Genomic DNA, 21,816 nt, shown 5'->3' with positions numbered 1-21,816 from the left:
CAGCGGAATTGCCGAATGACAGGGTTAAAGCTAACTTTTGCGGTCCGGTAAGATCGCGGCCCCGAAAAAGGTGCGGCCATGCTAAAGCGCTGGCATCTCTGGAATTTCTTCGGTTCCGCTTACTTGACACGGCTGTACTGGCTGGTGCGGAATCTCTTGCCGTGGGGCAACACCGTACAATTTGCCCTCATCTTTCCAGCCAGGATGGATCACAATTCCGTATTGCCCCCCAACGGAGGAGACCATTACCAAGGCGGCGGAATCGCGAACGTGGGCACCGTGCCATTCAACCCATTACTGCTGCAGGTTTCGGCTGTAATCGGAAATAACAACTTGCCCGGTCCCGGCCCCGCTACGGTGAGGGTAGGTCTTAAAATCTATGGTCCAACAGATCTGTTGTACCCCGGCGAAGTAACAGGCACTTCATTCGGCCTGAGTCTGGCCGCTATTCAGTCAGCTATCCCCGAAGTCACTGCCCGGACTTCCTACAACTACTTCGGCTTGGACACGATCTTGCGCTTTCACAATGGAGTCGCCGGCGTGAACACCTCAGTTGATATAAACTACACCGCGACACTGGGCCGAGCTTCGGCGACTTTCACAACTGTCTACACCAACGGCCAACAACCAAATTACGAAACGCCCACTGTTACTCCTGGCTTTAGGTACTCTGAAGTACGGCTCGAGCCAGTAGGGCCACCATAATCGAATTGAGCGAGGGCGGCCGTTTGTAGTCGTGCCGAACCAAGGCACCGAAGCCGAAATCAAGTAAGCGGGCATGCGCCGTGCGAAGGCGATTAGGCCCGCCGGCATCGCGGCCGCCTAGGCGCGCTCTGAATTAGCCATTCGGGGGGACCGGCGGTGGCAAGGCCCGGCGTGTGTCGTCCGGAAGCGTCGGGCGCCGGGCCGCCTACCTGACGCCCGGCATCGATGTGCCGGCGCCGGGGCGCTCGTGTTCGGGGCAGGAAGGCCGGGCTACTCGGGTGAAGTCCCAAGCGGGGAGATGGACAAGGCGGGGGAGCCACTTCAAGAACCCCAGGACCCTGCACGGACCTCCGGGACCGGCCGAACCGGGCTGGGACTCCCTTGGCGTGGCACCTTAGCCGGTGCACCGTTGCCGTGGCGTCGCGCGGGCCAGGTGCGATGTATTCCCCGAGGATGCGCCTGGCATCCTCCATAGCCCGCAGTACGATGTCTTGATCCGGGGTATTCATGGTACGCGCCTTAACTAAGCGCGATTCAATCACATCCCCCTGGCGATGGCTCCTAAAGCGATCCTAGGATTTGCCAGACGATCGCCCGCACCAAAGTCACCAGCATCGCATAAGCGGTCCTGCGGCCAATGCGGTTCACTTTAGTAGACCCGGCGATGCCGCCGATAGCCCACGGGCTCTTGCGAACTCGCGAAATATGGATTGATGACGCACTGTGCCGATCGGCCCGATGCCGACGCGTTGCATTGGGGCAGCGACGTGTAGCTGCATTCGTAATAGATGGTCCGGTCGTACAGGCGCAGGCAAACTGGATAAGCCGGATCGTACATCTGGGCAGTCGCCGGAGAGACCATCCCGATCGTTAAAATCGCCAAGGCCAGAATGCGCATCAGAGCCTCCTTCTGCATTCAGCCCAAGGAGTGCCAGCCTCACTCTTTAGCTGATAATCTCCTTGACCTTGATGCCCCGCAAGGCCTCGATGCAGTCAGCTACCAAATGCAAGAACTCATGCCGCTTTATGCTTTTCACCTGACGCCCTTCCATATTGATGAGAATGAACCTCGCCATTTCGTGGGCGACTTCAAACTGCGATTTGCCGGTAACCTCAACATCGATCCTTTCAGCCATTTCGCTCTCCGCTAGTTGGAATTGGAAAGCAGCAGCCTGTGGCGAACACCTTGATGTGCTCGGGATCGCCAACCTGCTTGCTGGTGTCGATGTAGACAAAGACGGTCATTGGTCTCTCTTCAGTTTGCGCCTGCCCCAGTGATGACTTTTGCGATCGGCGTTGAAGACCCGCTCGACGTGACGATTTAACGCCCGCATGACGTCGATACGGGCCAGCATCGTCGGCCCGCCGCTCTCCGCAACCAAGATTAGCGCCTCCATCGCCGCCTGCCATTCCGGCGCTGAGTGCTCGGCCTTCGGCAGATTCATGATGTAGGTAGCGGCATGTAGGTAGCGGCATCCTTCAACGTGAGGAGCCGCCGACCATCGGGAAGCGGTATTGGATCCTCAAACGAGGCGGACAAAGGCAATAAATCTACTCGGGCAATGATCTTGGGTGTTCCATCTTATCCAAGACTATCGGTAGCGGCTTGTCATCTTGTTCTTGTTTTGTACTATCGCCAAATGACGACCGATCGTGAAATCGAGACCCTGTTCAGGCGGCTCCGGCTCTACGACCAGCTCGGGCGCCGGGCCGAAGGTCTTTTTCGAACAATCCAGAGAGTATCGAAGGAGAGCTATGGGCCTAGATCACGTCCGTTCCGAAATAGCGCGCATGCGCGTTCAGGTCGGAAGGCAGCGTAAGGAGATCCTCCAGCTTCAGCGTGCCGGCATATCGACTGCAGCGGCTGAGCTTTGCTGCAGCGGATGCTGGCAAAGATCGAGGGCCTTTGTGATGATTGGGACCGGCTCAAGAAGGAGGAGGGCGGTCCGACGAAGGGACGCGTGCTTGGCGGCCGGAGTTGGTGATGCGCGATCAGCTGAAATGGTACGACGACAAGGCCGACAATTCGGCCTGGCTCGATGCGCTCGCTGAACTGCGTCAGCGCGCGGCGCGCGAGGGATACTGCTATCAGCACGTCCAGGCGATCACCGTTGCAATCGACCAGTACGCAGAGAAGGCGATGGGCAACCGCGATTACTTTCTCAACAAGCCGTACGGCGCTGGCTAGGCTTGCTCTCGCAAGAGAATCGCTGGGCTCTGATGCAAGCTTAACAAGTCGTTAGTCTCAGCTTGCTACGCGTGGCTTGGCGAGGGGTATACCGTCTTCGCGGGCACGCTTTCGAATAGCCTCCCGCAGTTCATCGGGCGACGTAACCATCTCCCGAATCCTTCGCCAGCCCTCTCGGTGAGCTACCCATTGCATTGCGCCCCATGTGCGGCCGGAAAATGCTGCCTTGATTTCTGCGCGCTTGCCGGTCGGCCACAGTAATTTGAGTCGGGCCACGTCGGTGGTCTCCCAAGCGACCGGTGGCGCTCGAAAGCCCGACAACAGATAGCGCTTTTTTTCACAGCAGACCAGGTGCGGTCTTTAAACCTGCGCGCAACGATCGACACTGGTTCATGAGCGTATTTTAGAAGCTTTCGATCGTCACTCTTGGACCAAGGTCGGCGCGGTGCACCGGCTCCTGCATTTCTTCGAGCAGTTCTGATCGCGGCTTCCGTGCGGTGAGGTAAGAGCTTGATCGCCTCCGCCACGGAATAGCGGCGTACGATTTCGTATTCATCAGACGTCCATCGATTGGTACCGTGGCTCATCGCTGTGCACTCCGGAGGGAGCATCCGGCGGCCACTATAGGTTGAGCGGGACTATGTCCGAAATGTGCAGGAGGACATCTCCCCGCTATCCACGCGCCGAAGCGCCCCGAAAGGGGATGGATTTTAGGTTGGGCCGAAAGCACTGATGAGCCCGATCACTATGGGGATGAGACCAGCGCAAATCCACAATGCGGGTGCACTGGAGCTTAGGCCGGCAATAAGGATCCAAAGACCGAAGCCGACGATGAAGGCCGAGATCGCATAGGCGGCCGCTTTTTCCATGTTCGATCCAACAGCAAAAGCGGGATCGACGCCTCTACGACTCTCTGCGAGCTCAAACGTTCCGGCGTGCGCGGGCCGTAATACGCTACGCCGGCTCGACAGCAAGAAATTCTCCTACTGGATGCGCACAATGTCTCTGAACCGGCTCGAAAACGGCCGGAATTTCATACCTCTCTCGCAAAGCCAGCGGCGCGCAAATAGCTCTTGGCATCCTCCTGATAGGACTTTTCGTTGATAGAATTTACCCGTTGAGCTGTTGTCGCAATTGCGCGAAAATTGCGAATTGCAATCCTGCAGTTGTCAACTTCGTTGAACGGTTTCCCCGCTTCGATGAGCCTCGTCGACACGGGCGGCTCCGGCTCCAAATCCTGCTGTAGGTTGCGCGTTAGAGAGCTACGCTCTTGGCTCGGATCGACCTTCTTTGGCTTTAGCAAGAGTTCATCCTCAAGTGATCTGTACAGCGTGTAGTCCTCTCGAACCGGGGTTCGTTAACTTCGCGGGAATAGCATCTGATTAATCGCGGCGAGACATCCTCGCGGGTAGTAATGCGTAGAGCCGTCGCTGTCCTCCAGCGGCGGCTTTTTCGCGCCGGTCTGTTTAGGCTGGCTTGCCACCTATCGGCGTTCAGCTAACTTCGGTGCAGCGGAGTGTCCGATGAATTGGCGATCTGGGGCAAGGAAGGCAAGCCTATGGATCCTGGGGTCTCTTGGCGTCGGTATATTGGTTGCCAAAGCCATTGAAAAATGGGGAGACCGAATTGGGTATCTCGATGACCCCACAAAGGGTCTCCAGTGGGCGCTCGCCAAAGCTGCTGCAGTCACGGAACACTGGTTCTTCTATCCAGCTTTGACTTTCCTGATCGGATTGGCGATCGGCCTTTGGGCTGATGCGTTATTTCGCAGCAGAAGTGCCGAAAGGGAAGCGGAGCTTGCACTGCTGGGATACGATCTGAGGGAATTTTCAGACTTCATTGTTGAGCGCGCTGGCCAGATTAACCAACGGTGGCCGACGTGCATAAGTGACCGCATGCCGGACCTGCAAGCCTTATTAAATCGGGCGCGTGGCGCTGGGCTACCCGCTCCACCGCCAGAGGTCATGCAGCTAAGCGACGATGGCGAGCACTTTGCCGGTTACCTCCGGGACGTGGGCACGTTTCTGATCAACAATCAGTTTGCGGGAGCGAAGAACGCCGCCCTTCATTGGAATGCAGAGATCGAAAAATACGCCGCCAGCCGTCAGGGCGGCGGGGTTTGATTTCCTTTGGAGAACGAGGAAAGCCGACTCTCTGGCAAGATAAACAGCCGCAGGCCTCTAGCCGCGCCGTTCCCGCCGCCGCGCGGGCCCATCAGACGGCCCGGCCCAACCGCCGGGCCTTTTTTCTATCAGTTAGGCCGGCTTTGACGGAGTAGCACGAGAGGGGACCGCAGGTTGGGTCCAGGCAACGCGAGGACACCGTTTCGCATTTCAAGGAACTGTCTGGGCTGTCGCCGATTGAATGATCGTCCAGCGCGCGCAAGGGGTGCGTGTCATGCGCCTTCAGACATTCAGGGACGGCAGACGCTCCAGACATTTCGACTTGATCGGTGGAAAAGGACACCCCTGGTCAATTGACCTAGTCACGGTAACGGCTGCGGGCATCCTGGTGGTAGGTTTCGCGTGTGCCCTTGTGGCCCTATGGGTCCGATAGCGGCACAACGGAAAGCTCCGCCGACATCTCAACTGAGGGCACTGGCCTTGACGTCAGGCCCCATCAGCGGGGGTCCGACCGGCCGCGTGGCACCGTCCGATCGCATCCAGGCGCGCGCGGTGCGGCGCATGGGTGAGCTGCTGAAGCAGTTCGATGCTCGTGGAGGCGATCAAAGCAAAAGTGAGGGCGCCCATACTTTCGCTCCTGAGCCAAGCAGGCAGGAGATGGCTGATCGTGCAGGTCTCTCCAAGCACCAGCAGGTGCAGGCCGTCCGCGTCGCCAACGTTCCCGGAACAAAGGTCCGAAGCCGCTTATTCCGCGGTCCTGGCTCGCGGCCGACATGGAATGCACCACCCTGCTTCGCGCAAGTGGCCCCCAATGTGGCCCGATACTAAAAAAGCGGCCTTTCGGCGCCATTTGATTTCGGATCTAACTATTTGAATTCATTTGGCTCCCCGGGCTGGATTCGAACCAGCGACCATTCGATTAACAGTCGAATGCTCTACCGCTGAGCTACCGAGGAATAGGCGAAACAAGGTTCGCGAGCGGGCAGCGTATAACAAAGCCTTTCGGGCTTGCAAAGGACCAAATCACAGGCTGCGGATTTGCTTGAAGCGGCGCCGGAAAGTCCCCGCACTACAACGGGTTGTGACCGCTTTCGTCCTCCGGGCAGACGGCGGCCGGAACCGGGCGCAGGGCAATTGCGTCATCTATAGGGGCCCTGGATCGGGGCCACCAATCCGACTCAATCGGCCCAGAGCCTCTGTGGTGCCGGGTTTCACGGGAGCTGATTCGATGCCAGCCAAAGTGACCGAACTGACACGTGCGGCACCTCCGATCGTTCCGAGCGACATTCCCACCATGAGCGACGACGAATGCCTGGTTCGGCTCGCGCAAGCCGTTGAAGAACATGATGACGGGCATCTGGATGAGGTGGCGCGGCTGATCGCCCGATTAGCCGTCCCGATAGAGTAGGCGACAGCAGCGGCTTTTCCCGGCGGCGGTGGCTCGCAACAGGCGCCCGCATGTTGCGTTTTACCGGAGCTTGTACCAAAGATGGCCCGGTTTCAGCTCCCCCGGCGGCAACGCCGCATGCTTTCAGGGTCTTCGCCTATGTCCGGTTTTGCGACCGCGCGCCAGAAAATGGTCGATGGTCAGGTGCGTCCGAGCGACGTGACCGATATCCGAATTCTCGATGCCATGCTGGCGGTGCCGCGCGAGGCCTTCGTTCCCGAAAACAAGCAGGCGCTGGCCTACCTGGATCTCGATCTCGACGTCAGCGAAGGGGGCTCGGCCAAGCGCTTCCTGATCAAGCCGGCAGTGCTGGCCAAGATGCTGCAGGCGGCCGAGATCAGGGCGACCGATCGCGTCCTCGTGGTCGGCTGCGCCACCGGCTACGCCGCAGCCGTGATCGCTCGATTCGCGGCCCAAGTGACCGCGACGGAGAGCGATTCGGCGCTGGCGGCGAGGGCACAGGCGATTCTGGCCGCCAATGGCTGTGGAAACGTGACCGTTCGGGCCGCGGCGCCGGCCGATGGAGACCCGGCGAACGCACCTTATGATGTCATCGTGCTGAACGGCGCAACCGAGATCGTACCGGAGCGGCTCTACGGGCAATTGCAGAATGGTGGCCGATTGGTGGGTGTTTTTGCGAAGTCGCTGCCCGCGCGGGCCACCATGGTGACCTGTTCGCACGGCGATTTCGGTCACCGGACGCTGTTCGATGCCGTTGCCCCGGTGCTGCCCGGCATGGAACTAGTTCCGGCCTTCGTTTTCTAGCCTTTCAGCCCTTTCCACGCCCAATAATCGCCCGTTGCGGCCAGCTAAATCCTCTTCGAAATCAGAAGTGTGGCCCGATTGCCCCACGTGAAGAGTTTCGTCGGCGGTTTGCTTGCGGGGGTGTTCCGTCCAGGCTACCTGCGGAATAAGGTGAGCCGGGACTCACTTCAAGTGAAGCGACGTTCGGTTAATGATCGTGTGCGATCATGTTCATGGGCCGGGCGTTCAAAAATGATTGGAATGCTTGGGATGCGTGGGGTGAAGGCATTTGCCGGGGCCGCGGCTTCGGCCCTTCTATTAGTGTGCATGGGCCCGACGCCCGTCTTGGCCGACACGATCGAGGCAGCGCTGGTGCGCGCCTATCAGAACAATCCGCAGCTCAACGCGCAGCGCGCGCAGGTGCGCATCACCGACGAGAACGTGCCGCAAGCGCTGTCGGGCTATCGTCCCAGGGTTTCGGTCACCGCGAGCGCGGGCTACCAATATACGGATACGCTCAGTACGCAGGGCGGCACCCCCACCCAGATCGTGAGAACCCCTATTGTCGGCGCCAATCCGCCGCGCAGCATCGGCGGGACCGTCACGCAGACGCTCTTCAACGGCCAGCAGACCGCGAACAGGACCAGAGCGGCGGAAGGCCAGGTTTCCGGCGCGCGCGAAGCGCTGCGGGCACTCGAATCAGCGGTCCTGCTCAGCGGTGCCACGATCTACATGGACTATCTGCGCGATTCGGCGATCGTCGAGGTGCAGAAGAGCAACGTTCGCGTGTTGGAGCAGACGCTGAAACAGACGCGCGACCGCTTCAATGTCGGCGAAGTCACGCGCACCGACGTGGCGCAGTCGGAGGCGCAGCTCGCCGCCGGTAAGACGCAACTCCTGACCGCCGAAGCCAATCTGACGACGACGCGCTCGAACTTCCGCCGCATCATCGGCAACGAGCCGCAAGCGCTGGCGCCGGGCTCGCCGGTCGACCGCTTCCTGCCGTCGACGCTGCCGGCGGCCGTCGAGCTCGGGCTGACGCAGAACCCGAACGTCACCGCGGCGATGTTCGGCATCGATGTCAGCTACCTCCAGGTCAAGGTGGCCGAAGGCGCGCTGTTGCCGACGGTCACACTGCAGGCCGCGGTGCAGCAGTCCTGGGAGCAGAGCCTGATCCAGTACCGCTCGTTCGGCGCATCGGTCACCACGCAGCTCTCGGTCCCGATCTATCAGGGCGGCGGTGAATATTCGCTGATCCGCCAGTCCAAGGAAACGGCGGCGCAACAGCGTCTCGTGCTCGATCAGACTCGCGACCAGACCCGCGCCAACGTGGTCACGGCATGGGGGCAGCTCGTCGCCGGCAAGGCGCAGGTCGCCTCCGCCCAGGCGCAGGTGCAGGCGTCGGAAATCGCGCTGAACGGCGTGCGCGAGGAAGCCAAGGCCGGACAGCGCACCACGCTCGACGTGCTTAACGCGCAGCAGGCGCTGGTGAATGCGCGCGTCGCGCTCGTCACCGCGCAACACGATCGCGTGGTTGCGTCATACTCGGTGCTGGACAAGATCGGACGGCTGACGCCGCAGGTGCTGAACCTGCCCACCACGATCTACGATCCGAGCGTGCACTATCATCAGGTGCGCGATAGCTGGGCCGGCGTTCGTACGCCCGACGGCCGCTGATCTCCGAGTACATTTCCGCACAGTCGGGATGAAATCGTCGCCCGGCGCCTGATGCGCCGGGCGCTTTGCTTGCAATCAATTGTGGCCATGACGTACCGTTTCCGGGGCGAGCTGAGCGATTCGTGGCCCGCGTCTTTGCATCTCATGGACGCGCGTCGGGTTGCGTTTTTGAGGGGAGCAGACCTCCCGCAGCGATGCTGCGGGCGGGCTTGATCTGGGGACAAGTCAGGCTTGTGCGGTGAAAATCCCGGCCTGCATTTCCGGAACCGGCAATTCCCTCTTGGCTTTGGTGTAAAATGGTTTCGATGTGGAGTCGGAGATGACGCAACCTGCAAAGGTCCAAGAGCCCTCGATGGAGGAGATTCTGGCGTCGATCCGTCGCATCATTGCCGACGACGAGGCAAAGCCTGCCGCTGCCAAGCCGGAGGCCGCTGCGGCGCCGCCACCGAAACCGGTGATGAAGGACATCCCGCCGTCGGCCATTGCCCCCAAGCCGGCTGCTCCGAAGCCTGCGCCGGCCCCGCCGCCTGCACCCGCGCCTGAACCGGTCGCCAGCAACAGCCAGGACGACATCGACGCGATGCTGGCGAGCCTCGATGCGGCAACGCCCGAGGCCGATATCAGGCCGGCGCCGCAGCCGGAAGCCGACGTGTTCGAGCTCACCGACGAGATGGCGCTGCCGGATCCGGCGCCACCGAAAGCCTCCTTCAACAAGATCGAGCCGGAGGACGACATCGAGTTCAGCGAGTCCCACAGGGGGCGGCAGCCAGGCCACGAGCCGCCGCCGTTCGAAGCACCGCAGCAGCCGATCTTGTCGCGCTCGACCGTCTCCGCGGTCGAATCCGCCTTCAATTCGCTGGCCAATACCGTGCTGAGCAATAACGCGCGGACGCTGGAAGATCTGGTCAAGGAAATGCTGCGGCCGATGCTAAAGTCCTGGCTCGATGACAATCTGCCGGGATTGGTGGAGCGGATCGTCAAGGCCGAAATCGAGCGGGTTTCGCGCGGGCGCTAGTCCCAAGATTGCATCAAGACTACATCGAGGCAGCCTCGGCGGCGTCGATCGCGGACCCCATCCGCACCTTCAAACCGGCGTTACCGCGGCTCCCCGCTGCCGCCGGACTTGAGTTGTCAGGTTGACTTGAGGCGCTGTGGCGGCTTTCTAGGGGCGGCCCGGCGCCTATCACATCAGAACCGGGCGCTACCACGTTGATTTGATTCACATTCTATGAGCGGACCGGCGACGGATTTGCTCAAGAACGCCCTCTACATCCCCAATTGCAGTGCCATGATCGAGAAAAACTACCAGCCCGCCGATATCGAAAGCCGCATGTCCCGGATCTGGGAGGAAAGCGGCGCGTTCAAGGCCGGCCGCCCGGAACGGAAAGATGCCGCGCCGTTCACCATCGTGATCCCGCCGCCCAACGTGACGGGCTCGCTGCATATGGGCCACGCGCTGAACAATACGCTGCAGGACATTCTCTGCCGCTTCGAGCGCATGCGCGGCCGCGACGTGCTGTGGCAGCCGGGCACCGACCATGCCGGCATCGCGACCCAGATGGTGGTCGAGCGGCAATTGATGGAACGGCAGGAGCCGGGCCGCCGCGACCTCGGCCGCGCCAAATTCCTCGAGCGGGTCTGGCAGTGGAAGGCGGAGAGCGGCGACACCATCGTCAACCAGTTGAAGCGCCTCGGCGCCTCCTGCGACTGGTCGCGCGAACGTTTTACGATGGACGAGGGGCTGTCGCGCGCGGTCGTGAAGGTGTTCGTCGAGTTGTACCGCGACGGCCTGATCTACAAAGACAAGCGGCTGGTGAACTGGGACCCGAAACTGCTCACCGCGATCTCCGATCTCGAGGTGCAGCAGGTCGAGGTCAAGGGAAGTCTCTGGTATCTGCGCTATCCGATCGGGGGCAAGACATTTAGTCCCGACGATCCCACGACCTTTATCGTGGTCGCGACCACGCGTCCCGAAACGATGCTGGGCGACACCGCGGTTGCCGTGCATCCGGAGAACGAGCGGATCGGGCATCTGATCGGGCAGCATGTGATTCTGCCGCTGGTCGGCCGCCGCATCCCCATCATCGGCGACCACTACGCCGATCCCGAAAAGGGCTCAGGCGCGGTCAAGATCACGCCGGCGCACGATTTCAACGACTTCGAGGTCGGCAAGCGTCACGGCCTGCCGCAGATCAACGTGTTCGATCGCGAGGGCTGCTTGGCCCTCGTCGACAATGAGGATTATCTGCGAAGCTTGCCGGAAGGCGCGCTGATGCTCGCGGAAGAGCTGCACAATGTCGATCGCTTTGCCGCGCGCAAGAAGATCGTGGCGCGGCTGGAAGATTTCGGCTTCCTGGAAAAGATCGAACCGAACACGCACATGGTGCCGCATGGCGACCGCTCCGGCGTGGTGATCGAGCCCTATCTGACCGACCAGTGGTATGTCGACGCCAAGACAATGGCGCAGCCGGCGATCGCGGCCGTGCGCTCGGGCGCGACCAGCTTCGTGCCGAAGAACTGGGAAAAGACCTATTTCGAATGGATGGAAAACATCCAGCCCTGGTGCATCTCGCGCCAGCTTTGGTGGGGCCACCAGATCCCGGCATGGTACGGGCCCGACGGCAAGGTGTTTGTCGCCGAGACCGAAGACGAAGCCGTTGGCAACGCACTCGGCTACTACGTCGAGCAGGAAGTCATCACGCCGGAGCAGGGCCGCGAGATGGCGCTGGATCCCGCCAAGCGAGAGGGCTTCATCACGCGTGACGAGGACGTGCTCGACACCTGGTTCTCATCAGGGCTATGGCCGTTCTCGACGCTCGGCTGGCCCGACGAAACGGCGGCAGTGAAGCGCTATTACCCGACCAACGTGCTCGTTACCGGATGGGACATCATCTTCTTCTGGGTCGCCCGGATGATGATGATGGGCCTGCACTTCATGAAGGACGCGCCGTTCTCGACCGTCTACATCCACCGCCTGGTTCGCGACGAAAAGGGCGCGAAGATGTCGAAGTCGAAAGGCAACGTCATCGACCCCTTAGGCGTGATCGACGATTTTGGCGCGGACGCGCTGCGCTTTGCGCTGGCGCGCGGGGCGGCTCACAACCACGACATCAAGCTGTCGCCGCAACTGGTCGAAACCAATCGCAATTTCGCGACCAAGCTCTGGAACGCCTGCCGCTTTGCCGAAATGAACGGCTGCGAGAAGCCGGACGGCTTCGATCCTGTGAATGCCAGGGAGACGCTGAACCGCTGGATCGCGCATGAAACCTCGCGCGCCACGCGTGAGGTGACCGAGGCGATCGAGGGCTATCGCTTTAACGATGCGGCGAATGCGATCTATCGTTTCGTCTGGAACGTCTATTGCGACTGGTATCTCGAACTCGCAAAACCGGTGCTGATGGGCGAGGAGGGCGCGGCGAAAACCGAGACCCGCGCCATGATCGCCTGGGCGCGCGACGAGATTCTCAAATTGCTGCACCCGTTCATGCCCTTCATCACCGAGGAGCTCTGGGCGGTTACGGCCAAGCGCGACGGCCTGCTGGTGTTGGCGGAATGGCCGCGCAAGGTCAGTTCGGTTACTGCCGAGCAGATCGCCGCGATGGCGATGGCAGGGCCCGGCGATCCAGTGATTGCGCCGGCCATGGTCGCGCTCGATGCCGGCGATTTCAGCGATCCGGCCGCCGAGGCCGAAATCGGCTGGGTGGTCGATCTCGTCACCGCCATCCGTTCGGTACGTTCGGAAATGAACATCCCGCCGGCCACGTTGATCCCGTTGGTGCTGTCGGGGGCGTCCGAGGAGACAAAGGAGCGGGCGCAGCGCTGGAACGACATCGTCAAGCGGCTGGCGCGGCTGGCCGAGATCACGTTTGCCGACCGCCCACCGGAAGGCGCCGTTCAGTTGCTCGTGCGTGGCGAGGTTGTCGCTCTGCCGCTCAAGGGCGTGATCGATCTGTCGGCCGAAAAGGCCCGGCTCGACAAGGAAATCGTCAAGGCCGACGCCGACATCAAGCGCGTCGACGCCAAGCTCGGCAACGAGAAATTCGTGGCCAATGCGCCCGAGGAGATCGTCGAAGAGGAAAAGGAAAAGCGCGAGGCGGCGGTCGCGCGCAAGGCAAAGCTGCAGGAAGCGCTGGAGCGCTTGAAGCTGGCGTCGTAGCGCGCCAACCGCACGTCATTGCGAGGAGCAAAGCGACGAAGCAATCCATCTATCCGTTATGCCGCGATATGGATTGCTTCGCTTCGCTCGCAATGACGACGGAGGGTTCTCCGTCATCATCGAGCACTCCATCGATGCTGGACCGGCGTCAGGACCATCCCGATAAGCCTCACACGAACAGAAAATCGCCGGCGTGGAGTTGGCTCATTGTCTTGTCCTGAATCTCGATCGCATTGTTGGCGTCGACCGTGATCACGACGCTGGTGCCGACCTCGGCCATGTGCGATTGGAGCGCGCTGAAGTCGGCAAACACGGTTTTGCTGAACTGAATGATATCCTGCACGCCATCGGTGTTCTGGAAATCGGCGACGGTGTCCTTGCCGAGGCCGGGGGCGAACACGAACGTATCGTTGCCGGTGCCGCCGGCCAGATAATCGTTTCCGCCAGCGCCGATCAGCCGGTCATTGCCGCTGCCACCGTACAGGAACTCGCTGCCCGTACCGCCCTGCAAGCTGTCGTTGCCGTCGTCTCCAAACATTTGGGTTGCCGCCGGGCCGCCTTTGAGCTGGTCGTCGCCAGCGTTGCCGTGCATCGTATCCAGTCCGCCGCCGCCGGAGAGATAATCATTGCCGTCACCGCCATTCAGGACATTGGCTACCCAGCCGCCATAGAGCTGGTCTCCGCCGCTGCCGCCGTCGAGCAGGGCGCCAGTATCGCCGGTGCTGGCCTTGATGACGTCGTTGCCGTCGTCGCCATAGAGCTGATCGGTCGCCGTGGTGATGCCGGCGCCGCTGTTGATGGTGTCGTCGTCTGCCCCGCCGCGGATCACATCCGCACCGGGACCACCATTGATGGTGTCGTTGCCCGCGCCGCCCTGGATCGTGTCCGTCCCGGCGCCGCCGTTGATCACGTCCTTACCTATTCCTCCGTCGAGGCTGTCATTGTCCGTCGACGAACCGAAGAACAGGTCCTGATGGCCGGTCATGTCATAGTGGATGGACTTGTTCTGATAGAGGTTCCATGTTCCCGGCGAACTTGGATTGACGCCTTCCGACACGGCAAGATGCTCGCCGTTGACGGTGATGTCCTTGATATAAAGGTTGCGGTCGCCATTGGCGTTGGCGATATCGTTGATGAAAGCGAGATCGAGGCTGGAGACGGTAGCCGGGTTGGCGAATGTGAATGTAAAAGTCTGGAAACCCGAAGGATCGGTCGCGCCGCGGAATTCGACCGTGCTGCCGATCTGCTGCCCGTTGATCAGGAGCTGCATTTTGGCGCCGACGCCGTCGACGACGGAGCTGTAGCCCGTCACCGTGACTGATGTCTCCGTGAGTTTCGGAATTGTATCGGGGCCGCCGGTAATGGTGTCGTCGCCCCCGTCTGATTTGATCGTGTCGTTACCGACCCCGCCCGACAGCACGTCATTGCCGCCGCCGATATCTATCAAATCGGCGGAGGGAGAGCCCGTTAGGGTTTGGCCGGGCGGCTGGTGCTGACCTCCGTACCATTCGGTAATCAACCCCTGTGCAGGCTTGCCTGAGGGTGAATAGCCGATCGGGGAATACTTGTTGTTCGTATCCCAGTTCCAGATCGACGCGCCCCTGAACCAGCTTCCGCCTTCCGATCCCCACACCTGAAAGAAGGCATTGAAGGCATCGTATTGCTCCTGGACATCCTGCGTCGTGCTCTCGGCCCAGCCGCCCGGACTGATATTGGTTCCGTCGACACTGCGGTAGCCCGTTTCGGTGAAGAACACCTGCTTGCCGTACTGCAAGGCAAGGGAATGGAAGAAATCGACCGGCGACATGTGGTTCATCACCTTCGCCCAGTAGTCGTCGGTGGACATGGTGTTCCACGCATTGACCATCTCCTCGACGGTCGGGTCCGTTTTCGTCGTCAGCGGCGGATAAGCATTGATTCCGATGACATCGACCTTGTCCCAAAAGCTGACGCTGATGGCTTCGTCGGTCGCGGCCGCATAGGTGATCTCGCCCTGGAACACGGCGCGTACGGAATCGATGAGGTCGACCCAGTAGCTTCGATATTGGGGTCCGGATAGTTTGCCCAGCTCATTGCCGATCACAAACATGCCGACGCCTGCTTGTTCGGCGAGCTCCGCCATGTGAACCATTTGGTTCTTGTAGGAAGCAAAGAAAGCGGCGGGATCGCTCGGATTGAGCACGTATGCAAGCGAGCCATCGAGAGCCGAGACCATGGGCTTCAGCGTGACCGAAAGGCCGAGCGCCTGTGCATTTGCAATGGCCTGCAGAATATTGGCGTCGCTCTCGGTCTTGTTGGGATCAGCGACGACGTCATTCGACGTCCTGGTTTGCATAAAGAGCCGCGGAGCGAGCTCGATCGAATTTGCATTCGTACCCGCGATCGCCTGCATGGCGGCGAGCGCGGAACCGGCGACGAATGCACCATTGTAGTTGGAGAGAAATCCAAATCCTTGAACAGGAAACACGCCGGCCATCTACAGCTCCTTTTCTTTTGAAGTTTTCTGTTGCTGGTTGGAGGCGCGCCGCCATTTGCGCAAATTCACCACTCTGCGTGTTCCGCGCGTTCGACGCAGCACAATTTGTGAGCACTTCACTGCGCAAAGCGAAACACACTTACGTACTCAACGTGGGCGTGTCGTGACGGGAATAAGTCGATGTTGCGATTGTTGATGAAGCGATGCGAGTCGTTACGGCGATGTTACCATTTCAACTCAATTCGAAACGGCCTGCTCAGGAACTTCGATTCATTCAACTGACAACGCCATCGGCAGTTCCGCTGTCTTGGTGTGTGCCCATCCCACGCTTGCGATGATGTCGCGTTTTGCTCGAGCATGCATACGGACGTCCGCCGGAGCGGACTCTGGCAGTTGGCAAACCTGTCAAGTTGAGGAAGTCTTGGTCTGGCGCATATAGCTTAGAGACGTGCAGCTATTCCGTCCCGCGCAGCAAGCGTTGACCAGCGTCACGACGTTGGGCCGGGTTGCGGTGGACGGGCGTCTTGCGTGTCATGGCTATCACACTATCGATACGAGCGCCGCCACTCGCCTGGAGCTACACCCAGTGCTCTCGAGAAGGTGCGAGTGAAGTGACTTTGGTCTGTGAAGCCACAGCGTTCGGCAATTGTCTCAAGTGAGAGGGTCGAATTTCGGAGCAAATCTTGCGCGAGTTCGATCCGCCGTGCCAGTAGCCACTTATGTGGCGGCACCCCAGTCGTTATACGGAAGGCCCGGGCGAAGTGGCTGCGCGACAAACCACACTCGCGCGCGAGGTCGACGACACCAATCTTTCCATCGATGTGCGCCAGCAACATTTCCTTGGTCCGCCGCTCCTGCCATGGAGCAAGCCCGCCCCGGATCGGGTGAAAGACCATAGGGTTTTCGCCATAGAACGCCGTCAAATGCGCGAGAAGCGCCAGCGCGACATAGTCGACAAATAGCTGGCTCGCAGCATCGGGCCGCTCGAGAGCCGGGAGCAATCCTTCTCCCAGGTTCTTGATGACGTGGTCCTCGAAAGCCAGCCCTCTGCGAGCCCGAAGCGACCCGACCGGACGGAGTTCGTGCTCCTCCTGGAATCGATCGAGAGCTTCGCGCGAAGTGTACATCGAAATGCAATCCGCTGCCCCCCCATACGTCAGAGCCTCGTGCTGCTCATTGCGATCGAGAAGGAGAAATTGTCCGCTGTCGATTGGCATCCGGGGCACCGGCCGGCCATCGATCCAGTATGGGCAGGGGGGCAGAGGTTGCCGGTGCAAACAGATCATGTAACCGGCCTTGCGCTCGAACCGGAACGGTGTCCCGGCCTCGGATTCGCGCCAGAACATCCGTGTGGCCGTGACTTCCGCCATTTGCAAGGCGCGCATGACAAGCGCGGGTGATTGATTGAGCTCGACGGGACTAGCAGGACGCCGCCCGAACGTCCCAGTCATCGGAGTGCTCCACAATGATTGAGGGCAGTGAAAGTCTCAGCTTCGCTGAAAGGTATGACACTTCCGTACAAAATGCAGCACTCCAGTCACTAGCGCATGAACGGCCACGCCGATATCTGCTCCATCTCCTCGGTCGCACCGACTCTCGCTGAACCAATACCGCCCGCGAGTGCACCGCTGACACCGCCAACCGCGGCGTGACGTAGGAGACTGTATGAATACATATGAGCAGGCGAGCTTAACATCTGACCCGGAAGCCGGCCATGATGACGGCCGGCGCGAATTGTCGCGCCGTTCGGTCCTGATTATTGCAGGGGGAGCCGCCTCCCTCGCCGCTCCGGGAGTTGCCGCACAATCGACACCGCCCGGAAGGTCTCGAAACGTGTCGACGGCATCGGTCCAATTAATAGTCAACGGCAAACCGCATCAGCTCGAAGTCGATCCCCGGCGCTCGCTGCTCGATGTGCTGCGCGAGACGCTCGATCTCACCGGCACGAAGAAAGGGTGCAATCAGGGCGCCTGCGGTGCTTGCACCGTCCTTCTCAACGGCAGGCGTATCGTCTCCTGCCTGACGCTGGCTGCGATGCATGAGGGGGCTGAGATCAAGACGATCGAGGGCCTTGAAACGAATGGCGAGCTTCATCCGCTCCAGGCTGCGTTCGTCGAGCGCGACGGTTTGCAGTGCGGCTTCTGCACCCCCGGACAGATCATGTCGGGAATAGGCTGCATCGCAGAAGGCCATGCAGGTTCGCCGGATGAAATCAGGTTTTGGATGAGCGGCAATATCTGCCGTTGCGGTGCCTATCCGGGCATCGTCGCTGCGGTCGCCGACGCTGCCAAGAGGGCCTGACCATGCTTCCATTCACGCTCGAGAAGGTGACCTCCGTCCAGGCCGCCATCGCCGCCGCATCGTCCGGCCGACGTTTCATCGCCGGCGGCACCACGTTGATCGACCTGATGCGGGAGGAGGTGGAGCAGCCGGAACACCTCGTCGACATCAACACGCTCCCGCTCTCCGAAATCCGCATCGAGGGCTCCGATCTCGTGATCGGCGCGCTCGCCCGCATGGCCGATATTGCCGCCCACCCCGACGTACAACGCCTGCACCCGCTCGTCGCCGAAAGCCTGATCGAGGGCGCCTCGCCGCAGTTGCGCAACATGGCTTCCATCGGCGGCAACCTGCTCCAGCGCGTGCGCTGCCCATACTTCCGGATGCACGACGCGCCCTGCAACAAGCGCACCCCGAACTCCGGCTGCGCCGCGATCGATGGCCTCAATGCCGGCCACGCCATTCTCGGCACGAGCAATCATTGCGCGGCAACGCATCCTTCGGACGTTGCCGTCGCGCTGGTCGCGCTCGATGCCACGATGCAGGTGAGGGGGCCGCGGGGCGAGCGCAGCTTTCCAGTCGAGGAACTGTTTCGTTTGCCGGGCGATACGCCGCATCTCGAACACACGCTGCTGCCTGGCGAGCTCATCCTCGCGGTGCGGGTCCCCGGCGGTCCGTTCAGCCGGCGGGCGCGTTATCTCAAGGTGCGCGACCGCGCTTCTTACGAGTTCGCGCTCGTATCCGCCGCCGCCGCACTCGATGTCGAGGACGGGGTGATCCGTCAGGCGCGGCTCGCTGTCGGCGGCGTGGGCACCCGGCCATGGCGCCTGCGCATGGTGGAGAAAGCGCTGATCGGCAAGACCCCGGATCGCAAAATCTTCGAAACCGCCGCCCGGCTGGCGCTCGAAGGAGCCCGTCCGTTGTCGGGCAATCATTACAAGCTCGAACTCCTGCCCCGGACGATCGTCCGCGCTCTTGAAATGTCGGGAGAAGCCGCATGACGACGAACGTGATCGGAAGTCCGCTGCCGCGCGTGGATGGTCGCGCCAAGGTCACGGGCGCGGCGCGCTATGCGGCCGATTTCAACCAGGGCGGCCAGGCCTATGCGGTGATCGTCGGTGCCACGGTGGGGCTCGGCCGCGTGACCGGTATCGAGACCGCGCCGGTTGAGAAGATGCCGGGCGTCGTTGCCGTCATCACGCATCGCAATGCGCCACGCCTGCCATACGCACCGCACAAGAGCTATATCGATCCGGCGACAGGCGAGCGGCTGCATGTGCTGCAAGACGACCAGGTGCGCTTCTACGGGCAACCGGTAGCGATCGTCGTCGCCGATACCCTCGACCAGGCGGAGCGCGCGGCTGCGGCGCTGCGCATCTCCTACACGGCCGAGCGGCCGCTCGTTGATCCTGCCGACCCAAAAGCCCGACCTGTCGTTCCGGAAGCTGGGAAGCAGCCGGATGCGAGGCTGCCGGCCGACACCGCGCGCGGCAATGCCGACAGCGCGCTCGGGGACGCGCCGGTGAAGGTCGACGAGGTCTATGAAATCGCGCGCGAGAACCATAATCCAATGGAGCCGCACGCCACCGTCGCGGCCTGGAATGGCAATCGGCTGACGCTGTGGAGCAAGAGCCAGTTCGTCGTCAACGAACAGGCCGAGATCGCAGCCGTGTTCGGCCTGCCGCCCGAGAACGTACAGGTGATCTGTCCGTTTATCGGCGGTGCCTTCGGCACGTCGCTCAGGACGTGGCCGCATGTCACGCTTGCGGCCATGGCGGCACGACAGGTGGGACGTCCCGTCAAGCTCGTACTCACGCGCAAGCAGATGTTCTTCATTACGGGCCATCGGCCCCGCACCCTGCAGCGGATGGCTCTAGGCGCCACGGCGGATGGCAAGCTCACCAGCATTGTGCACGAAGGCACCGGCGAGACGAGCCGCTATGAAGAGTTCATGGAGGCCCTGACTTCGGTCACGAGCTTCCTGTACTCCACGCCGAACGTGCGGACCCGCTACCGGCTGCTGCCACTCGATATCGGCACCCCGAACCATATGCGTGGCCCCGGCGAGGCAAGCGGTGTCTTTGCGCTCGAATGTGCCGTGGATGAACTGTCGTACAAACTCGGAATCGATCCGATCGATCTGCGGCGTCGCAACGAGCCGGCGATCGATGAGGGCGAGAACAAGCCGTTCTCCAGCCGGTCGCTGATGAAATGCCATGATCTCGCCGCCGAACGTTTCGGCTGGTCGCGGCGGTTACCCGAACCGCGTTCGATGCGCGATGGCCGGCTGCTGGTCGGCATGGGCGTGGCATCGGCGAGCTATCCGGCCTTCCATGCGCCCGCGAATGCGCGAGCGCGGCTGCTCCCGGACGGCACCGCCGAAGTTGAGATCGCGGCAAGCGACATGGGCCCCGGCACCTACACGTCGATGACGCAGGTTGCCGCCGAGACGCTGGGGCTGCCTGTTGAACGGGTGCGTCTGAGCCTTGGCCGCTCTGACTATCCGCCGGCTCCATCCCATGGTGGCTCATGGACGATGGCCTCGGTCGGCTCTGCGATCCGCGCCGCCTGCATGGCCGTGCAGGAGGAAGCCGCAAAGCGCCCGCGGGACGGCCGACCCATCGAGGCTACGGCTTCGGCTCAGCGCGATCCCGATGTTGCGGCCCGATTTTCGATGCACTCCTTTGGAGCCGTATTTGCGGAGGTGGCCGTCGATCCCGATGTCGGCACGATCCGGCTGCGCCGCGCCGTGGGCGCCTATGGCATCGGCCGCGTCGTCAATCCGCGACTTGCGAGGAGCCAATGCATTGGCGGCATGATCGGCGGGATGGGCATGGCGCTGATGGAACGCACAGTCCTCGATCCGCGCGACGGCCGCCCGGTCAATGCCCATATGGCCGATTACCTGCTGCCCGTGAATCTCGACATTCCCCAACTTGAAGCGCACTTCGTCGAGGAGATCGATCCACACGTCAACGCCCTCGGCGTCAAAGGCCTCGGCGAGATCGCGCTCGTCGGCATGGCCCCCGCCATCGCCAACGCCGTGTTTCACGCCACCGGCAAGCGCGTGCGGACCTTACCGATCCGGATTGAAGATGTGCTGACGGTGTAGCTCCGTCTTGAGTGGCCGGGTCCGCTGGTGCAACTACGGTGACAGCACACAATCTTGCATCGAAGATCCGGCAGATCATCCGATGGGGCAAATCACTTCTGATTTTCAGAAATCAGGTCAAGCCCTGGAATCAAAAATATTCCGCTTCGCGCCAGACCCAAATCACCGGTAAAACTCCCGCCATCCCGTCCCGAGAGAGGGGCGTTGGCCATCGTCACGAACGTTGGGACGGGTTGCGGTGGACGCGGCAGCGTCGGGCGCGTGGATGTGGTCGCAGGGCGGTTTTGCCGTGAGCGGACACAGCGCGCAGGACGTACGGCGCTTAAACGCCTCCGTCCGAATTTTGGCCGGCACGCACTTGGCGGGTCGGAATCTCTGGCAGAGGAAGCTGCGTACGGCAAAACCGTGTGGTCCTGGCACCCGTGGCTGGTGTCAAGCTGGCGGAGGTTTGCAGCGCTCAACCGAGTCATGCGAGCCGTCAATTCGTCAGTGATGGAGGCAAAAGGAATTCGTCTCCAGGGAGAGCGCGGCATAAGACGTAAACCCATCGCGCAGGGAATGCCGGGATGCTCCGGCTGTACCTGTATGCTCGTGTGCGCATTCTTGAAGTGCACCTTGCACACGAGACCGCGGGTGCAGCAAAGCACCCGGCATTCCCTGCGCCCTCTCACTCTTTGGGGGGCGAACGATTTGCAAAAGCTCGGGCGCATCGTGTCGCGAGAACGCCGACACGCATTCGCTGTCATCGCCCGGCTTGACCGGGCGCCCAGTATTCCAGAGACAGCGATGATTGAACCGATAGGCCGCGGCGTACTGGATCCCTGCCTTCGCAGGGATGACGATGGTGTTTTGTGTTGCTATCTCCACGTCATTGCGAGCCACCCGGTCGGCGCGAAGCGCCGCCGGAT

Annotated in this window: 18 protein-coding genes and 1 tRNA gene; 11 read left to right on the top strand and 8 right to left on the bottom strand. The window is 61.4% G+C overall.

What is annotated here, in order from left to right:
• Nucleotides 1-78: 78 nt before the first annotated feature.
• Nucleotides 79-705, top strand: coding sequence for a hypothetical protein (locus V1278_RS22605; RefSeq protein ID WP_334362502.1), 627 nt, complete (start codon nt 79-81; stop codon nt 703-705).
• Nucleotides 706-1,354: 649 nt separating this feature from the next.
• Here V1278_RS22605 and V1278_RS22600 read toward each other — a convergent pair.
• The 3 genes from V1278_RS22600 to V1278_RS22590 all read right to left on the bottom strand — a co-directional run bounded on the left by V1278_RS22600 (nt 1,355) and on the right by V1278_RS22590 (nt 2,150).
• Nucleotides 1,355-1,603 (bottom strand): DUF3551 domain-containing protein, encoded by a 249-nt coding sequence (locus V1278_RS22600; RefSeq protein ID WP_334382240.1) that lies wholly within the window; start codon nt 1,601-1,603, stop codon nt 1,355-1,357.
• A gap of 46 nt (nt 1,604-1,649) precedes the next feature.
• Nucleotides 1,650-1,841 carry a hypothetical protein gene (locus V1278_RS22595; RefSeq protein WP_334362505.1) on the bottom strand — a complete coding sequence of 64 codons (192 nt, stop codon included), beginning with the start codon at nt 1,839-1,841 and terminating at the stop codon, nt 1,650-1,652.
• A 105-nt stretch (nt 1,842-1,946) separates the two neighbouring features.
• Nucleotides 1,947-2,150 (bottom strand): hypothetical protein, encoded by a 204-nt coding sequence (locus V1278_RS22590; protein WP_334382239.1) that lies wholly within the window; start codon nt 2,148-2,150, stop codon nt 1,947-1,949.
• Between the two features lie 539 nt (nt 2,151-2,689).
• Between V1278_RS22590 and V1278_RS22585 the strand changes: the two genes are divergently transcribed.
• Nucleotides 2,690-2,893 (top strand): hypothetical protein, encoded by a 204-nt coding sequence (locus tag V1278_RS22585; RefSeq protein WP_334382238.1) that lies wholly within the window; start codon nt 2,690-2,692, stop codon nt 2,891-2,893.
• A 710-nt stretch (nt 2,894-3,603) separates the two neighbouring features.
• Here V1278_RS22585 and V1278_RS22580 read toward each other — a convergent pair.
• Nucleotides 3,604-3,762 carry a hypothetical protein gene (locus V1278_RS22580; protein WP_334382237.1) on the bottom strand — a complete coding sequence of 53 codons (159 nt, stop codon included), beginning with the start codon at nt 3,760-3,762 and terminating at the stop codon, nt 3,604-3,606.
• 164 nt (nt 3,763-3,926) lie between these two features.
• Nucleotides 3,927-4,196 (bottom strand): hypothetical protein, encoded by a 270-nt coding sequence (locus tag V1278_RS22575; protein ID WP_334382236.1) that lies wholly within the window; start codon nt 4,194-4,196, stop codon nt 3,927-3,929.
• Nucleotides 4,197-4,416: 220 nt separating this feature from the next.
• Here V1278_RS22575 and V1278_RS22570 point away from each other — a divergent pair, with 220 nt between their 5' ends.
• The gene (locus V1278_RS22570) at nt 4,417-5,016 is read left to right on the top strand and encodes a hypothetical protein (protein ID WP_334382235.1); all 600 of its coding nucleotides are present in this window, start codon (nt 4,417-4,419) and stop codon (nt 5,014-5,016) included.
• A gap of 881 nt (nt 5,017-5,897) precedes the next feature.
• Here the strand turns inward: V1278_RS22570 and V1278_RS22565 are convergent.
• Nucleotides 5,898-5,972 (bottom strand) — tRNA-Asn (locus V1278_RS22565).
• Nucleotides 5,973-6,244: 272 nt separating this feature from the next.
• Here V1278_RS22565 and V1278_RS22560 point away from each other — a divergent pair.
• The 5 genes from V1278_RS22560 to V1278_RS22540 all read left to right on the top strand — a co-directional run bounded on the left by V1278_RS22560 (nt 6,245) and on the right by V1278_RS22540 (nt 13,040).
• The gene (locus tag V1278_RS22560; RefSeq protein ID WP_334362509.1) at nt 6,245-6,424 is read left to right on the top strand and encodes a hypothetical protein; all 180 of its coding nucleotides are present in this window, start codon (nt 6,245-6,247) and stop codon (nt 6,422-6,424) included.
• 138 nt (nt 6,425-6,562) lie between these two features.
• Entirely contained in the window at nt 6,563-7,228 is a 666-nt protein-coding gene (locus V1278_RS22555; protein ID WP_334362510.1) for a protein-L-isoaspartate O-methyltransferase family protein, read from the top strand.
• Nucleotides 7,229-7,477: 249 nt separating this feature from the next.
• Nucleotides 7,478-8,884, top strand: coding sequence for a TolC family outer membrane protein (locus V1278_RS22550; RefSeq protein WP_334362511.1), 1,407 nt, complete (start codon nt 7,478-7,480; stop codon nt 8,882-8,884).
• A gap of 319 nt (nt 8,885-9,203) precedes the next feature.
• Complete coding sequence (locus V1278_RS22545; protein WP_334362512.1) at nt 9,204-9,899, top strand: PopZ family protein; 696 nt, start codon at nt 9,204-9,206, stop codon at nt 9,897-9,899.
• A gap of 273 nt (nt 9,900-10,172) precedes the next feature.
• The gene (locus V1278_RS22540; RefSeq protein ID WP_334384234.1) at nt 10,173-13,040 is read left to right on the top strand and encodes a valine--tRNA ligase; all 2,868 of its coding nucleotides are present in this window, start codon (nt 10,173-10,175) and stop codon (nt 13,038-13,040) included.
• 169 nt (nt 13,041-13,209) lie between these two features.
• On the opposite strand, the gene V1278_RS22535 is transcribed toward V1278_RS22540, so the two are convergent.
• On the bottom strand, nt 13,210-15,516 hold the full coding sequence (locus V1278_RS22535) for a glycoside hydrolase family 113 (RefSeq protein ID WP_334382234.1): 2,307 nt from the start codon (nt 15,514-15,516) through the stop codon (nt 13,210-13,212).
• Nucleotides 15,517-16,061: 545 nt separating this feature from the next.
• A complete protein-coding gene (locus V1278_RS22530; RefSeq protein ID WP_334362514.1) occupies nt 16,062-16,967 on the bottom strand; it encodes an AraC family transcriptional regulator in 906 nt (301 codons plus the stop codon).
• A gap of 214 nt (nt 16,968-17,181) precedes the next feature.
• Here V1278_RS22530 and V1278_RS22525 point away from each other — a divergent pair, with 214 nt between their 5' ends.
• Genes V1278_RS22525 through V1278_RS22515 form a run of 3 tightly spaced genes read left to right on the top strand, consistent with a single transcriptional unit; the run spans nt 17,182 to nt 20,908 of the window.
• Nucleotides 17,182-17,817 carry a (2Fe-2S)-binding protein gene (locus V1278_RS22525; protein WP_442893747.1) on the top strand — a complete coding sequence of 212 codons (636 nt, stop codon included), beginning with the start codon at nt 17,182-17,184 and terminating at the stop codon, nt 17,815-17,817.
• 2 nt (nt 17,818-17,819) lie between these two features.
• A complete protein-coding gene (locus V1278_RS22520) occupies nt 17,820-18,797 on the top strand; it encodes an FAD binding domain-containing protein (RefSeq protein WP_334382233.1) in 978 nt (325 codons plus the stop codon).
• Nucleotides 18,794-20,908, top strand: coding sequence for a xanthine dehydrogenase family protein molybdopterin-binding subunit (locus V1278_RS22515; RefSeq protein ID WP_334382232.1), 2,115 nt, complete (start codon nt 18,794-18,796; stop codon nt 20,906-20,908). The genes V1278_RS22520 and V1278_RS22515 overlap by 4 nt, the downstream gene beginning before the upstream one ends.
• Nucleotides 20,909-21,816 lie beyond the last annotated feature (908 nt).

This window comes from Bradyrhizobium sp. AZCC 1577 (assembly GCF_036924575.1).
Lineage (GTDB): Bacteria > Pseudomonadota > Alphaproteobacteria > Rhizobiales > Xanthobacteraceae > Bradyrhizobium.
This window is presented reverse-complemented; position numbering and strand designations above follow the sequence as displayed.